This is a genomic window from Haloarcula pelagica, from assembly GCF_030127105.1.
In the GTDB taxonomy this organism is placed as follows: domain Archaea; phylum Halobacteriota; class Halobacteria; order Halobacteriales; family Haloarculaceae; genus Haloarcula; species Haloarcula pelagica.
Genome location: NZ_CP126161.1, coordinates 1,271,482 through 1,286,081, shown reverse-complemented (window position 1 = coordinate 1,286,081; position 14,600 = coordinate 1,271,482). Strand labels below are relative to the sequence as shown.

The window sequence follows — 14,600 nt, the reverse complement described above, 5'->3', positions numbered from 1 at the left end:
ACACCCGTCAGACAGCCGTCATGCGGGGAGCTGTGCGCCGGTCGTCGCCAGATAGTACTGGAGCGCGAACAGTCCGGCGTTCCAGAGGCCGTGCGTGACCGCAGGGACGACGATGTTCTCGGTGTACTCGTAGATCACGCCGAGTACGAGCCCCAGCGAGCCGGCGACGAGGATGTACGTCCAGGCGCTGCCGGAACTGATCGCGAAGTAGTGGCCCAGCCCGAACAGGCCGCTGGCGACGATCAGCCCCGGTACGACGCCAAACGAGCGCCGGAACAGTCCCTGGACGACCCCGCGAAAGACGAGTTCCTCGCCCGGCCCGACCAGGAAGAGGGCGACGGGGATCATGTAGAGGAACAACTGGGGGTTTTGCTGGCCCTGCGTGATGATGCTGTTCTGGCCGGTCGTGATCTCCGTGCCGAAGAGCGCCTCGGCCAGCGCCGACAGCGCCTCGACGACGACGCCCATCAGGAGCGCGGCGACGAGGATGCCGACGACACCGACCAGCGCCCACCCGGCGTCCGAGAGGGCCGGCGTCCGGTAGTGGACGATCTCTGACTCCCGACGGAGCCAGAGATACCCCGCGGAGGCGGCCAGGAAGCCGACGAACGAGAGGCCCTGGACGCTCGCGTTCAACAGCGGGTTCCCCTGGAGGGCTTCGACGGACTGGACGCCCACGGCGCTCATCCCGACCTGACCGAGCAGCGATGCGAGGACGAACGCGGCTGCGACGACCGCGAGCGCGCGGACGGAGCTCACGAGGATCGTCTCGCCGTCTGCGATCTCGACGTACGGACGCGATGGTGCCATCAGCTGATACCCACGCTACGCAACGGACGTAAAAGACCCCACCGGTTGTCCAGGTGGCACGTCGGCCGCCCGGGCGTGGCCGGGGGCGTCAGTCGACGACGTAGTTCGTCCGCTCGTCGACGACCCGTGTCTCCTCGGTGGACTCGCCCTGGATCAGCGCCCGCGTGGCCCGCTTACCCCACTCGACGGCGGGCTGGGTGAACGTCTCCACCTCGGCCAGTTCGCCCATCAGCACACAGGCGGCCTCCATCGCGTACAGCAGTTCGCCGACGCCCTGTGGGTCCAGCCGGTCGATCTCGACCTCGATGGCCGGCCGGTCGGCCGCCGGCAGACTCGCCACCGTCGCGTCGTACTCGGCGTCGATGAGTTCGCCCAGGCCGACGCCGTCGAGATACGACAGCGCCTCGTGGTCGGCCGACGGGATCGACAGTTCGGGCCGCTCGCCGGGGCGGACGAAGGTGACGACCTTGTCCGCGGGGCCGGCCCGATAGAGCTGGAGCTGGGAGTGCTGGTCGGTCGCGCCAAGCGCTCGCACCGGCGTCTGGCCCTGGCCGTCTTTCCCCAGGCTCTCGGCGAACAGCTGGGCGATCCACTCGGCGAACGACTCCAAGCGCTCGGCGTAGGGCATCACGGCGTTGACCGCGGCTCCCTCCTGTTCGAGTTCGTGGAGGACGGCGCCGTAGGCGTACGCCGGCGTGTCCCGGAGCGAGGGCCCCAGGTCGTCGGCGACCGCGGCCGCGCCGTCGACGACCCCCTCGATGTCGACGCCGAGGATCGCGGGCGGCACCAGCCCGACGGCCGACAGCGCCGAGAACCGGCCCGGGACGCCCTCGGGGACCGGCAGCGTCGGCAGGTCCTCGGCGTCGGCCAGTTCCCGCAGCGGCCCCTCCTCGCCGGTCGTCACCACGGTCAGCTCCGTCCAGTCGACGCCCGCGTCCTCGTAGGCTTCCCGCACGACGAGGAAGTTCGCCAGCGTCTCGGCGGTGGTCCCCGACCGCGAGACGACGTTGATCGCCGTCTCGGCGAGCGGGAGGTCCGACAGCGTCCGCTCGACGTGCTCGGGGTCGACGTTGTCCAGGACGACGTGGCGCTCTGGCTCGTCGGCCAGTGCCGACGTGATCGTCCGCGCGCCCAGGGCCGACCCGCCGATGCCGACCGTGAGGACGTACTCGGCGTCCGCGACCGGTTCGACCGCCGCCCGGATCTCGGCGGGGTCGGTCCGCTCGGGGAGGTTCAGCGAGGCGTAGCCGAACTCGTCGTCGGCCCGTCCCGCGGCGATGCGTTCGTGTGCCGCTCGAACCCGGTCGTCCAGGTCGTCGAGTGCGTCCTCGTCGACCCCGGGGTCTGCGACCGACGCCAGGGCTGCTCCGATATCGACGTGCATACGTGGCCGGTCGGCACCCGGCCACATAACTGGTCGCCCGCTCGTCCCGACACGGCGGCGCTCGAAACACGGCGTTTAACCACGTGCTGTCCCTACGACAGGCAATGACAGCCGCCGCCGACGAACCGGAGTCGTACAACGGGCTTCCCGGCGCCTTTCCCTACGCCTTCCGTGCCAGCGACTCGCTGCTGTTCAAACTGTACGTCGGGATCGCACTCCTGTTGACCCTGGGTATCGCGCTCGTGTTCGTCTTCGGCATCGTCGTCCTCCTGGGAGCGAGTTCGTCGGTCAGGGGCGGGACGTTCACGTTCTCGCGGGCCTTTTTCCTGTTTGTCGGCGTGCTCGTCGTCGCGCCGCTGCTGGCGCCGGTGTTGCTCGTCGCCCGCCGCCACCGTCGGACGGGGTCCTCGACGGCCTACGACCGGGGGATGGGTCTGGCAGCCCTGACCTTCGTCGCCTCGCTGTACGTCGGCCTCGTCGTCTCGGTGCCGCCGGCGCTCCAGGAACCGACCGAAAGCGTCGTCGTCGCCACGCTGTACGAGCTCCCACAGTTGGCCGGTCTGGCGCCGCCGCTCTTGGCGGTCGGTCTGTTGTACGCCGTCCATCGGCTGTTGCGGTGAGTTCCCGAGCGCTGTCGAAACCCGAAAGAGCCCTGGCCGGCTACCCGGGGGTATGACAGCGACCGACGGCACGTTTCTGGTGACACACGCCGACGAGGAGTCGGCGACGCTGCGGGACGTGACCAACGCACAGGTGTTCACGCTCTCGGAGAACCCCGGGCTGGAAGCCGGCGAGGTCGTCGAGGGGGTCCTCGAACCCGAACCGCCCATGGAAGTGACCTACGAGGTCGCTTCCGTGCGCGAGCAGCGGACCATCCCGGTCGAGCGGGTCGCCCTCGAACCGACCGCACAGGCGAAAGACCTGGCCGCCGACCAGCCCGTCGGCGAACTGACGACCCGTGAGCGGGCCGGCGAGGGCGAGTTGCACGTTCTGACCGTCGAGGACGACCAGACCGAGACGGCCGCAGACGAGGTTGTCGAGGACGAGGCGACCGTCTCGCGGGCCGCCCGGCTGGGCGTCGATCGGGTCGAGATCAGGACCGCGAGCGGTGTGGTCAGCGTCCGGTACCTCCCCGATTGAGGGGCCACAGACCAGCACCGATAAAGGAAGGCTTATTCGGGCACGTCTCACACCGTCGCCCATGGTCGCGTTCGAGGTCCCTGAAGTCGACTACACCCAGTACTCGAACCGTCAGCTCGTGGCGGTTCCGCTGGTCGTACTGGGCCTGGCCCTGCTGGTCGTCGCCGGCTGGTGGGCCATGACCGGGTCGCCAGTGACGCCCGGGATCGACTTCACGGGCGGGTCGGAACTGACAGTCGAGTCGTCATCGTCTTTCACACAGCAAGAAGCCTCGCAGATCTTCGACGAACCGGTCGTCTCCGTCCAGGCGATCCAGCAGGGTGACAACCGCTACGTCGTCACCTTCGACTCGTCGGATATCGACGGGATCAGGGCGACAGCGGAGGCAAACGGCGACCTGACGATCCTCCGCAGCGGGTCGACCTCGCCCGTCTTCGGCTCGGAGAACCAGCGCCTGGCCGTCATCGGGGTCGGGGTCGCCTTCCTCGGGATGAGCCTGCTCGCGTTCGCGCTGTTCCGGACCTTCGTCCCGAGTATCGCCATCGTCATCTCGGCGTTCTCGGACATCATGATCCCCATCGCCATCATGAATCTGGTGGGGATCAAACTCTCGCTGGGGACCGTCGCCGCGCTCCTGATGCTGATCGGGTATAGCGTCGACTCGGACATCCTGTTGAACAACCACGTCCTCCGGCGGTCGGGCGGCTTCTACGAGTCGACCTACCGGGCGATGCAGACCGGTGTGACGATGACAGTGACCTCCATCGCCGCGATGGCCGTCATGGCCGTCACCGCCACCGTCTTCGGCATCGACCTGATGGCCTCTATCGGGATCGTCCTCGTGCTGGGGCTGACTGCCGACCTGATGAACACCTACATGCTCAACGTCACGCTGCTTCGCTGGTACAAGTACGAGGGGGTCAACCGATGAGCGCCCTCCGGGAGAACTGGCGGATCGTCGTCCTCGTCGTGTTGTTGCTCGGCGCGTCGCTCGCGCTGTTCGTCCCCAGCGTTCCGGCTGGTGACACGGCGAACAACGCCACCAGCGACGCACCGACGACGCTGCAGTACGGCATCCAGCTCAGCGGGGGGACCCGGATTCGGGCGCCCATCGTCGGGCAGACGGCCGAAGGCGTCGACGTGACTCCCAACGAGTCGACCCAACTCGCACAGAACGTCGCGAACGAACTCGGGCTCGACCCCATCGATGTCGAGGTCAGAGCGCCGACCACGCAGGGTGAGAGCGGGACCGTCGAGATCTTCACCGACAACGTCAGCCAGGCGGAGTTCCGCGCGGCGCTTGAGGCCGAGGGCTACCAGGCCGACACGATCCGCGACGGCGTCACCCGTGAGACGCGCCAGCAGATGGTGACGAGCGTCCAGGACAAGATCCGGACCTCGGCGCTCTCCGGCGGTTCTGTCCAGACGGTCAGCGCGCCGGGTGGCGGACAGTTCATCAGCATCACGGCGCCGGGCCGTGACCGCGAGGACCTCGTTCGCATCCTCGAAGAGCGTGGTGTCGTCCGGATGTACGCCGTCTATCCGTCCGACAACGGGACGTACGTCCGCGATCAGGTGCTCGCACAGGACGAGTTCGCCGGCGTGGCCTCCGAGAACTCCCAGCGCGAGGGGCCGATCGCGCGGGTCACCGTCGAGGAAGCCGCGGCCGAGCGGTTCAGCCAGCAGATGGTCGCGGCCGGCTTCGACCAGCGCCGGTCCTGTACGAACTACAACCACAGCGACATCCAGCAGACCCAGGGGCGGTGTCTGGTCGCGACGCTGAACGGCGAGCCGTTCTACGCCCGTGGTGTCGCACCGGGGCTGGCACAGTCGTTCCGCGACAACACGTTCCAGAACGACCCGGTGTTCATCCTGCCGGCCGACAGCATGGACATGGCCCGCGAGATCGAACTGAACCTGAAGGCGGGTCGGCTGCCGGCCCCGCTCGACTTCGAGAACTCCCAGAGCATCTCGCTCGACCCCGCGCTGGCCCAGCAGTTCCAGCAGAACTCGCTGATCACCGGATTGCTCGCGGTGCTCGCGGTGAGCTTCGTCGTCTACGCCCGCTACGGCCGCGCTGAGGTGGCCGCACCGATGGTCGTGACGGCCCTCTCCGAGGTGTACCTGTTGCTCGGGTTCGTCGCGTTCGTCCAGTATCCGCTCAACCTCTCACATCTGGCCGGGTTCATCGCGGTCATCGGGACGGGGGTGGACGACCTCATCATCATCGCCGACGAGATCCTCCAGCAGGGCAACGTCGAGACGGGCCGGGTGTTCCAGAGCCGGTTCCGGAAGGCGTTCTGGGTCATCGGCGCGGCGGCGGCGACGACCATCGTCGCGATGAGCCCGCTGATGGTGCTGTCGCTGGGCGACCTCTCCGGGTTCGCCATCATCACCATCGTCGGCGTCCTGCTGGGTGTGCTCATCACGCGACCGGCCTACGGTGACATCCTCCGGAGCTTCGTGCTCGACGAGGACTGACGCCGTTTTTCGACGCCGTTCTCCGCTCGCCGGACGAGACGTGATGGTCGAGTAACAGATATGTCGTGTGCGGGGTAGTACCAAATTTCATTAGAATGATTTATTATCCCTGCCGTCCTATCTTCACTTCCCCACGAACGCGGGGACACACTGGACGACGCGTCTCAGACCGCCCGATCAGGACGGAACGGGATGCGTTGGGGGCAACAACCAAGCAGCCCGTAACAGGGTTCCGAGGTTAACGCTCTGAAGGAGAACCGCCACAGCCCAAGACCGGTCCCGCCGGCAGGATCGGTGGCAAAGCCAAGTACCGGACGCCGCGCAAGTGGCGCTCGGGAATCCAGCACGCTGGCAAAAGCTGGTGCAAGCCCAGCTAAAGTCCGCAAGGACAAGGCCGGTGGAAGCCCGGCTAAACGCTGGCACGTGTGCTGGAAGAGCCACAGGGGCTGTCGAAAACATCTCCCGTCCAGGTCCAAGCCACGTTCGTGGATTTTCCGATCTCACTCTCCCAGCGACGGCTCGGCGCTCAGAACTCCCCCAGCGTCGACTGCGCTGCGGCCGCGAGCACGTCTTCGCAGGTCGACCACGACGACCGCGCACACGCGGGCAGGCTGTCGTGGTCGTCGACGTACGACGCGAGAAACGCCCTCGTCGTCGGGTCGCTCGGGTAGCCCGAGCCCACGTCGCCGTACTCGGCCGCCAGCGCGGCCACGTGTGCGTCCCGTTCGACCTTCGCGATAATCGACGCAGCCCCCACCAGCGGGTCCGTCTCGTCGGCGCCGTGTTCGGCCACGACGGTGAGGTCGGCCGCGACCCGGTCGGCGACGCGGCGGCCGAACCGCTCGGCGTCGGTGTCGCCCGCGTCGACACGGCCCGAGAGGCCGTCCCGGGCGACCGCCGAGAGCGCGTCGGCGTGGGCGCCGACGGTCAGCGTGTTCATATCGGTCTCGGGGTCGTCGATACGCTCGACAGGAACCTCGGCGACGCCGACGGCGGCCCGCCCGCGGATCGTCGCCGCCAGTTCCTCACGGCGTACCGGCGCGATGTCCTTCGAGTCACCTACGTCGTCGGGTAACGTCCCGGGATCCGCCCGGACCGCCGCCGCGAACATCGATCCCAGCACCGGCCCCTTGCCGGCTTCGTCGACGCCGAATGGCATGGCGGCTCGTCTCCGGCCGAGTGCAAAACCGTTGTGATTTCGCTACTCTCGGACTCGTCACGTCCCCGGAACCGCTTCCGTGCCCGTCACTCCCGGACGAACTCTTCGGTGAGGAACGGCTCGTCCTCGCCTTCCACGTCGACGACATCGAGCGCGGTGACGACCGCCTCGACGCCGAGCAGGCCCGACAGGCTGGGCGTGGTCCGGCCCTCGTCGCTGGAGACCAGTTCCTTCACGTAGAGCCCGCCCTCGCCGTGGATGCGGATGTCGGCGTGGCGGTCGTCGACCGACTCGCCGCTGGCGGCGTACACCTCGCGGGTTCGGGTCAGGTCGGCCCGGCGGTGAGACACTCGCTGGGGCGTCTCCTGCTCGATGGTCGCCCCCGCCAGTTCGTCGAGTGCGGCCTGGAGCGCCTCGTCGGTCACTTCCTCGCTGAACTCCACGTCCATCCGGTAGGTCTTCGAAGCGTCCAGTTCCTTGACGCGCTCGACCATCTCGTAGGTCGCCAGGTGGAGGGCCTCGACCTCGACTTTCCCGTCGGCGAAGGCGTTGATGTCGGCTTCGAGCTGGTCGATATCGACGTTGCGGATCCGCGGCGCCTCGACTTCGATGACGAACGGGCGGCCCGAATCGAGCATCAGGGCGTCGACATCCTCGCGGCCGGCACCGTGGAAGGTTCCGCTCTCGCCGTCCATCGCGTCGACGACGACCGGGGCGGTCAGTTGCTCGACGCTCTCGTCGTAGCGGTAGCCGGTGCCGTCACAGCCGTCACAGGGCTGGCCCTGCCAGCGGCCGGTGCCGTTGCAGTCGTTGCAGGGCCACTTCGTCTGGGGGATGTCCCGCTCCAGTTTGCGATAGCGGCCGTAGACGAACGCGGAGTTGACCTGTACGTCGACCTCGTCGGTCGCCAGGTCGATCGTGAACTGCACGTCCGGGCGCCCGAACTCGACTTCGGCACCGGTCTCCCGACCGATGCGCTTGCCGACCTCGCGGTTGAACTCCGTCTTCAGCGCCTCGCCCGCGTCGGCGTCCATCCCCAGGTCCTCCCGCAGGAGCGCGTCGTTTTCCTCCAGCAGCGGCGGGACGCGCGTCCCGACCTGGTAGGTGTCGAACTCGTAGCCGCGCGCGGCGGTGACGGCCTGCTCGACCCACCAGTCGATCCGGGCTGTCTCGTCCTCACAGACCCAGCAGTCGTCGCTGGCTTCGAAGGGTTCGTCGGCGTCGAGCGCGAGCGTTACCCGCAGCGAGCGGCCGCGTTCGGCGTTCGAGAGGCCGAAACTCCGGTCGGCGAACAGGCGGCCCAGACAGTGGTCACACAGGGGACCGGCGTCGACGGCCGCCCGGGCGTCCTCCAGTACGGTCATTGTCGGGGTGTGGCGGCCGGCCCGTAACTGCGTTTCGACCGGCCGCCAGGGGTCCGGACGGCTAAACGGGCCCGACAGCCCGGAGTCGGGTCCCGTCGCGGGTCAGGGAATCTTGACGTAGTGAGCGCCCGCGGCCTGCCGGCTGACCAGTTCACTCACGCCGCTCGGGACCAACTCGACGCCCGCCGGGACGGCGTCGTGAGGGATCTCTCGGGCGTCGAGACACGTGGTTCCCAGCGTCACCGTGACGCCGGACCCCAGCAGTTCGACGAGCCAGTCGTACTCGGGCGACGCGGGCGTCGCCAGGCGGACGCCGTCCCTGTGGAGCAGGAGGGCGACATCCGCCAGATCGAGGGCGTCGTTGTCCCGGAGGACGGTCGCACAGCGCAGCGCGTGCCGGCGGTCGGCTTCGGCGTCACTCGTGAGATGGATCACCGCGTCCATGGCGACTTATTGGTGAGGTAACAAGAAGTGTGTTACTCACCGACCGCCGTCGGTCGACAGTTCGCCGGCACCGGAGTCCGGCGCGTGCCCGAAGGCGTCCGCGGTTCCGGAGACGGACATCGAGATGTCCCGCTTGGGATACGGAATCTCGATGCCGTCGGCCTGGAACCGCCGGTAGATGGCGCTGTTGAGGTTGTGGGTCGCCCGCGCCGTCAGGGCGGGGTTCGACACCCAACAGAGCAACTCGAAGTTCAGCGCGGAGTCGCCGAACTCACGGAACCGGACGCGAGGGCTGGGTCGGTCCTGGACCAGCCCTTCGGTCTCGGCCAGTTCCAGCAGCAGTGCCTCCAGGTCGTCGATGTCGGTCCCGTAGGCGACGCCGATCGGCACACGGATACGGCGTTTACGTTTCGGCGTCGACTCGTTGACGATGGCGGCGCTGTTGAGCGTCGCGTTCGGCACCGTCACGAGGATGTCGTCGCGGGTCCGGACGACCGTCGAGCGTACCGAGATGTCCTCGACGCGGCCCCGCTCGCCGCTCTCTAAGACGACGTAGTCGCCCACGCGGTAGGTGCCGTCGAGATACAGCGACAGCGAGCCGAAGAAGTTCGCTAGCGTGTCCCGAGCGGCCAGGCCGACGATGATCCCGACGATGCCGGCCGAAGCCAGCAGCGGCGTGATGTCGATGTTCCAGAGGACGAGCAACAGGAAGACCCCCACGACGGAGACGACGGCGCTCCAGACGTTCTGGAGGATCGGCACCATCTGCCGGTCGACGTACTTGCTGTCCGGGACCGCCGTCGAGACGCGCCGACCCAGGTGGATCAGCGTCACCATCCAGACGAGGATGATCGCAGAGAGCGTCCCCGCTTCGAGGGGGACCGCGATCCCCGGGGAGATGTCGTAGAAGTCCGTCGCGACGTACGCCCCGACCAGGCCGAGCGAGACGTACAGGGCCGTATGCAGGCTCCGCAGGACGATATCGTCGACATCGCCGTCGATCCGGGTAGTGACCTGCCGGACGAATCGATCGCCGAGCGTGTGGACGAGCGCGGCCAGCGCGAGGAAACCGACGAAGATGACCGCGATGCCCTGCCAGGCTGGGAGCCCGGCGAGTAGTTCCACGACGGGACGGTCCAGTTGCATGCCAGGTGTACGCGACTGGTGTATAAATACTGCGCCCGTCGACCCGACGGAACCGAACGGATTTTGTCACCGGACGTACCCTGGATGGATGTGAACCCGATCCTGGTCGCAGTCGTGCTCGGCCTCCTGCAGGGGATTCTGGAGTGGATTCCGGTCTCTAGCGAGGGCGGCGTCGCCATCGCGTCGACTGTCCTCACCGGCGTCGACCCCGACGCCGGGACCAGGCTGGCGCTGTTTCTCCACGCCGGGACGGCCGTCGCCGCAGTCGGCTACTACCGCGGCGAGATCCGAGAGCTGGCCGGCGATGCACGGTCGCTCTCGCGACGGCCCTTCGCCGACGAGACGGCGGACCTGTCGTTCCTCGCGCTGGCGACGCTGGCGACGGCCGTGACCGGACTGCCCGCGTACGTGGTGCTCGACGCCGCGGTGTCGGGGCTCGAAGGCGGACTGTTCCTGGCGCTGATCGGTGGCCTGCTCGTCCTGACGGGACTGCTCCAGCGGTTCGCCGTCGCGGCGTCGCTGGGCGAGCGCGACCGGCCGGACTGGCTCGACGCCCTGCTCGTCGGGGGACTCCAGGGACTGGCGATCCTGCCGGGCGTCTCCCGGTCGGGGACGACCGTCAGCGCGCTGTTGCTCCGCGGGCACGAGGGTGAGTCCTCGCTCCGACTCTCCTTCCTGCTGTCGATCCCCGCCTCGCTGGCCGCGAACGGACTCGTCCTCGTCACCGACGGCGTCCCGGCGATCGACCCCGCGAGCGCGGTCGTCGCGCTCGCGGTCAGCGCCGTCGTCGGCTATCTCACCGTCGACGCCCTGGTCCGGCTGGTCCGGCGCGTCCCGTTCTGGAGTGTCTGCTTCCTGTTCGGGGGGCTGGGACTGGCCGGCGGCCTCGCCGTCGCGCTGTGACCCCCGGTTTTTTCAGCCAGCGGACACGATCTTCGCGACGATGAGTGATCTGGACCCCGCCGATATCGCCCCCCTCTGGACGTGGAAGGTGACGGCTGCGAGCGCGTTCGCCGCCGCGCTCTCGACCGCTGTCCTCCCGGACGCCCTCGACTGGTTCGTGTTCTCCCTCGTGGGTATCGCAGCCGTCGGCGTCGTCTACCTCCTCTACAGGTGGGGAAAGTACCGCGAGACGGATGGCGGCGACAGCGACCGCCGGGAGAAGGAGATGCGGGCCGAGGCGGGCGGTTACGGCGGGAACGGCGGCGGCTGAGGTGACCGTCCGGGGTCCGGTGTGGAACTTATATACCGTTCGGCGTCAATTCTCTGGCGACAGCGGGCATGAGTGGTGACGAACGAAAGGTAGTCGACACGTCCGGCGATTTCCGCTACGCCGTCCAGGACGGACAGGCGGTGGACGGGCAGTGGCAATCGTGCCGGATCGTCGCCACCAACAAGCGACTCGTGCTGGCGACCAACGACAACCGCCAGGCGATCGCACACTCGAAGATCGAGGTCCCCGACGACCCCGAGGCGCTGATCCCCGAGGACGTGGGTGGCTCGGTCACGCCGCTTCGCGTCGGCGACAACGTCCTCCTCGTCGACGCCGGGATCGACGACTTCGAGACCGAATACTGCCGAGCGACGCTCCAGGGCGAAGTCATCCTCGCCCGCGACCCGGCGGTCGTCGGCGGCGTCGTCCAGGACGACACCGACTGGAGCAAGGCCCGGTTCGCGCTCGACGACGACGAGGTCCGCCTGCAGTTTCCCGGCGGCGGTTCGACGGCGTTCGACATCGAGGACGTGGGGACCATCGAGCGCAGCCAGAGCACCGTCATGGGCCAGTCCCGGCGAGTCATCGAGGTCGAACACACCGACGAGCAGGACCGGAGCGTCGAGACGCACTTCTCGGGGATGCCCCACCACACGAACGCGCTGGCGGCGCTTTTCACCCGGGTCGTCGAGGCCCGCGAGGACGACTACGAACTCTCCGAAATGGAGAGCCAGGTGTTGATGGCGCTGTACTCGGGTGTCTCGCCGTTCGAGATGTCCGATTTCGTCGGCATCAGCCCCGACGAGGTCGAGGAGATCTACCAGCGACTGCTGGAGATGGGTGCCGTCGACGAGGTCCGAACCCGGACCGAGGTCGCGCTCAACGCCCAGGGCCGGAATATGGCGAGTGAAGCGATGAGTGGGGAGTAGGGCGGCGCTGAGCGTAGCGAAGGGCCGCCAACAGCGAACGGCGACGAAAGGAGCCGTGAGCAGCGCAGTTCCGAGTGCAACGAGGAACCACGAACCGCGCAGCGGCGAACGAAGTGAGCCGCGAGCACGACGGCGCTGAGCGGAGCGAAGGGTCGCCAACGACGAGGACTCGAAGAAACGGAGCGGCGACTGCGACGTGGCCGACCGCTACGACTCGTCGCCCTGGACGATTTCGAGCGACCAGAAGAACCCGTAGTAAGCGACGACGCCGCCGGCCAGCGCGAGGTAGTACACCCACTGGGGGGCGCCAAGGAGCACGTCGAAGACGACCGTGACGACGGTCACCCAGGTCAGGGCGAACACGAAGTCGACGACCATGCCGGAGCGGTGCTCCTGGACGTGCTCGCCGATGGTTTCGAGCAGCCCTTTGCCGGATGCCATCGGCACGGTCAGGCCTCCGTCTCCTCGTGTTCGTCGACGACCAGTACGGGCACGTGGGTCGACCGGAGGACGCGCTCGGTGACGCTGCCAAGCAGCGCGCGGCGGACGCCCGACCGGCCGTGACTACCCATCACGACGAGGTCGATGTCGTTGTTGTCGGCGTAGCCGGCGATGACATCGTGGGGCGTCCCCACGCGGACCTCCTCGCGGACCTCGACATCGCGGTCGGCGGCGGCAGCGACGACGGCGTCGGTCGCCTCGTCGGCCTTCTCTTTCAGTTCGGTCATCTCGCCGAAGTTGCCCTGTCTGATGCGGTCGACCTGTTCGGTACCCAGGCCGAAGTTCACGGCGTTGACATCGACCACGTACAGCGCGTGGAGCTGGGCGCCGTACTTCGCGGCCAGTTCGACCGCGTGGTCGACCGCGACGTTCGCCGTGTCGCTTCCGTCCGTCGGGATGAGGATGTGCTCGTACATTGTTAGTCGTCCGCGGGCGTCTCGCCGCCGCTGTTGGAGACGATCTCTTCTGCGGTCTGTTGCTGGCCCATCGGCTCGGGGCTGTGACACTGCCGGACCATCTTCTTCGTTTCCAGCGGTGGCTCGGGGGTCACCAGCGAGACGGCGATGGTGACGAGGAACACGAGCGGCGTCCCGACCAGTGCCGCGCCGATCGGTGGGACGTACTGCGCGTAGATCGGGACGATCGCCTGTCCAGGGCCGCCGGCGATGTCGGCGAGGAAGCCGACGTAGGCCGGCAGGACGCTGTTGACGACCGAGCCGATCCACAGGAGCAGCCCGGTCGTCATGCCGGCCAGCGCGCCCTGTCGGTTCGTGTTCTCCCACCACAGACCGAGGAAGAACATCGGGAACAGCACGGTGCCGGCAAGCGAGAAGGCGTAGGCGACCAGTTCGCCGATCAGCGCCGGCGGGTTGAAGGCGGTGACCGTGACGAGCGCGCCGACGACGACGATGGTCGCCCGGCCGATGAGGACCTGTTGGCGCTGGGTCGCGTCGGGGTTGATGAGTTCGGAGTAGATGTCGTGGGCGACCGCCGAGGAGGCCGTGATGAACAGCCCCGCGGTGGTCGCGATGGCCGCGGCCATCCCGCCGGCGGCGACGAGGCCGACGAACCACGTCGGGAGGTTGGCGAACTGCGCCGCGAGGACGACGATCACGTCACCCTCGGCGCCGGACATCGCCTGCTCGCCGTTGTACACCGCGTCGGGCGAGATGTTGTTGACCACTGCGAACAGGTCGACGCCGAACGCCGCCATCGCGGGCGCCGCCCAGTACAGCAGCATGATGAAGAACAGCCCGGAGACGGTCGACCAGCGGGCCGTCCGCTCGTTCTGGACGGTGTAGAACCGCACCAGGACGTGGGGCAGTCCGCAGGTCCCGAAGATCAGCGAGAACGCGGTCGCGACCCACAGGTAGTACGAACTCGCCTGGAACGGCTCGGAGAACTGTCGCGAGAGTTCGCTGAACAGCGCGCCGTACTCGATCTGCGGGAGGATCGTCGAGTACCCCTGCGAGAAGCCGACGGCGTAGACGCCGGCCAGGAACGCGACGATGAGGATGACGTACTGGACGGCCATGTTCTTCGTCGCGCCCAGCATGCCCGAGAGCGCGAGGTAACCGACCGTGATCGTCATCATCACGACGATCATCGGGATGATGTCGAGCCCGAAGACGTACTGGCCGACCAGGCCCATCCCGCGGGCCTGACCGACGGAGTAGACGTACGCGATCAAGAGCGTCGTGAACGCGGCGAGCGCGCGGGCCATCGGCGAGTTGAACCGGTCGGCGACGAAGTCCGGCGCGGTGTACTTCCCGAACCGGCGCATCTGTGCGGCCAGGAAGATGAGCAGGACGAAGTAGCCGGTAGTCCAGCCGACGATGAACGCGAGTCCGTAGAAGCCCGAGAGGGCGACCAGGCCGGCCAGCCCGAGATACGACGCCGCTGACATCCAGTTGGCGCCGATCGCCATCCCGTTCTCGATGTTCCCGATGCCCCGGCCGGCGACCCACATCCCCTCGGTGTCGGCCACCTTGAACACGTAGCCGATGACGAGGAACGAGGCCATCATCAG

General features: G+C 67.8%; 16 protein-coding genes. 7 read left to right on the top strand and 9 right to left on the bottom strand.

Annotated elements, in window-relative coordinates:
• Window positions 1–18: 18 nt before the first annotated feature.
• Both P1L40_RS06760 and P1L40_RS06755 read right to left on the bottom strand, forming a co-directional pair.
• A complete protein-coding gene (locus tag P1L40_RS06760) occupies window positions 19–810 on the bottom strand; it encodes a CPBP family intramembrane glutamic endopeptidase (protein ID WP_284010565.1) in 792 nt (263 codons plus the stop codon).
• Window positions 811–898: 88 nt separating this feature from the next.
• Window positions 899–2,194, bottom strand: a complete 1,296-nt coding sequence (locus P1L40_RS06755; protein ID WP_284010564.1) for a glucose-6-phosphate isomerase — start codon at window positions 2,192–2,194, stop codon at window positions 899–901.
• A gap of 104 nt (window positions 2,195–2,298) precedes the next feature.
• Between P1L40_RS06755 and P1L40_RS06750 the strand changes: the two genes are divergently transcribed.
• The 4 genes from P1L40_RS06750 (at window position 2,299) to P1L40_RS06735 (ending at window position 5,815) form a co-directional block, all read left to right on the top strand.
• Window positions 2,299–2,814, top strand: a complete 516-nt coding sequence (locus P1L40_RS06750) for a DUF8056 family protein (RefSeq protein WP_284010563.1) — start codon at window positions 2,299–2,301, stop codon at window positions 2,812–2,814.
• Between the two features lie 52 nt (window positions 2,815–2,866).
• Window positions 2,867–3,334: a DUF5812 family protein gene (locus P1L40_RS06745; protein ID WP_284010562.1), complete on the top strand. Its 468-nt coding sequence runs from the start codon at window positions 2,867–2,869 to the stop codon at window positions 3,332–3,334.
• 61 nt (window positions 3,335–3,395) lie between these two features.
• Window positions 3,396–4,265 (top strand): protein translocase subunit SecF, encoded by an 870-nt coding sequence (secF, locus tag P1L40_RS06740; protein ID WP_284010561.1) that lies wholly within the window; start codon window positions 3,396–3,398, stop codon window positions 4,263–4,265.
• Complete coding sequence (locus P1L40_RS06735; RefSeq protein ID WP_284010560.1) at window positions 4,262–5,815, top strand: preprotein translocase subunit SecD; 1,554 nt, start codon at window positions 4,262–4,264, stop codon at window positions 5,813–5,815. The genes secF and P1L40_RS06735 overlap by 4 nt, the downstream gene beginning before the upstream one ends.
• 526 nt (window positions 5,816–6,341) lie before the next feature.
• Here the strand turns inward: P1L40_RS06735 and rnhB are convergent.
• The 4 genes from rnhB to P1L40_RS06715 form a co-directional block, all read right to left on the bottom strand.
• The gene (rnhB, locus tag P1L40_RS06730; protein ID WP_284010559.1) at window positions 6,342–6,974 is read right to left on the bottom strand and encodes a ribonuclease HII; all 633 of its coding nucleotides are present in this window, start codon (window positions 6,972–6,974) and stop codon (window positions 6,342–6,344) included.
• A gap of 86 nt (window positions 6,975–7,060) precedes the next feature.
• Window positions 7,061–8,338 (bottom strand): tRNA pseudouridine(54/55) synthase Pus10, encoded by a 1,278-nt coding sequence (locus P1L40_RS06725; RefSeq protein ID WP_284010558.1) that lies wholly within the window; start codon window positions 8,336–8,338, stop codon window positions 7,061–7,063.
• A gap of 102 nt (window positions 8,339–8,440) precedes the next feature.
• A complete protein-coding gene (locus P1L40_RS06720) occupies window positions 8,441–8,782 on the bottom strand; it encodes a DsrE family protein (protein WP_284010557.1) in 342 nt (113 codons plus the stop codon).
• A 36-nt stretch (window positions 8,783–8,818) separates the two neighbouring features.
• Window positions 8,819–9,928: a mechanosensitive ion channel family protein gene (locus tag P1L40_RS06715; protein ID WP_284010556.1), complete on the bottom strand. Its 1,110-nt coding sequence runs from the start codon at window positions 9,926–9,928 to the stop codon at window positions 8,819–8,821.
• Between the two features lie 90 nt (window positions 9,929–10,018).
• Between P1L40_RS06715 and P1L40_RS06710 the strand changes: the two genes are divergently transcribed.
• From P1L40_RS06710 to P1L40_RS06700, 3 genes are all read left to right on the top strand, one after another.
• On the top strand, window positions 10,019–10,831 hold the full coding sequence (locus P1L40_RS06710; RefSeq protein ID WP_284010555.1) for an undecaprenyl-diphosphate phosphatase: 813 nt from the start codon (window positions 10,019–10,021) through the stop codon (window positions 10,829–10,831).
• Window positions 10,832–10,871: 40 nt separating this feature from the next.
• On the top strand, window positions 10,872–11,141 hold the full coding sequence (locus P1L40_RS06705) for a hypothetical protein (protein ID WP_284010554.1): 270 nt from the start codon (window positions 10,872–10,874) through the stop codon (window positions 11,139–11,141).
• 68 nt (window positions 11,142–11,209) lie between these two features.
• On the top strand, window positions 11,210–12,070 hold the full coding sequence (locus P1L40_RS06700; RefSeq protein WP_284010553.1) for a CheF family chemotaxis protein: 861 nt from the start codon (window positions 11,210–11,212) through the stop codon (window positions 12,068–12,070).
• A gap of 207 nt (window positions 12,071–12,277) precedes the next feature.
• Here the strand turns inward: P1L40_RS06700 and P1L40_RS06695 are convergent, their stop codons facing one another.
• Genes P1L40_RS06695 through P1L40_RS06685 form a run of 3 tightly spaced genes read right to left on the bottom strand, consistent with a single transcriptional unit; the run spans window position 12,278 to window position 14,597 of the window.
• Complete coding sequence (locus P1L40_RS06695; RefSeq protein ID WP_284010552.1) at window positions 12,278–12,511, bottom strand: DUF8119 family protein; 234 nt, start codon at window positions 12,509–12,511, stop codon at window positions 12,278–12,280.
• A gap of 8 nt (window positions 12,512–12,519) precedes the next feature.
• Window positions 12,520–12,987 (bottom strand): universal stress protein, encoded by a 468-nt coding sequence (locus P1L40_RS06690; RefSeq protein ID WP_284010551.1) that lies wholly within the window; start codon window positions 12,985–12,987, stop codon window positions 12,520–12,522.
• Window positions 12,988–12,989: 2 nt separating this feature from the next.
• Entirely contained in the window at window positions 12,990–14,597 is a 1,608-nt protein-coding gene (locus P1L40_RS06685) for a VC_2705 family sodium/solute symporter (protein WP_284011114.1), read from the bottom strand.
• Between the last annotated feature and the right edge of the window lie 3 nt (window positions 14,598–14,600).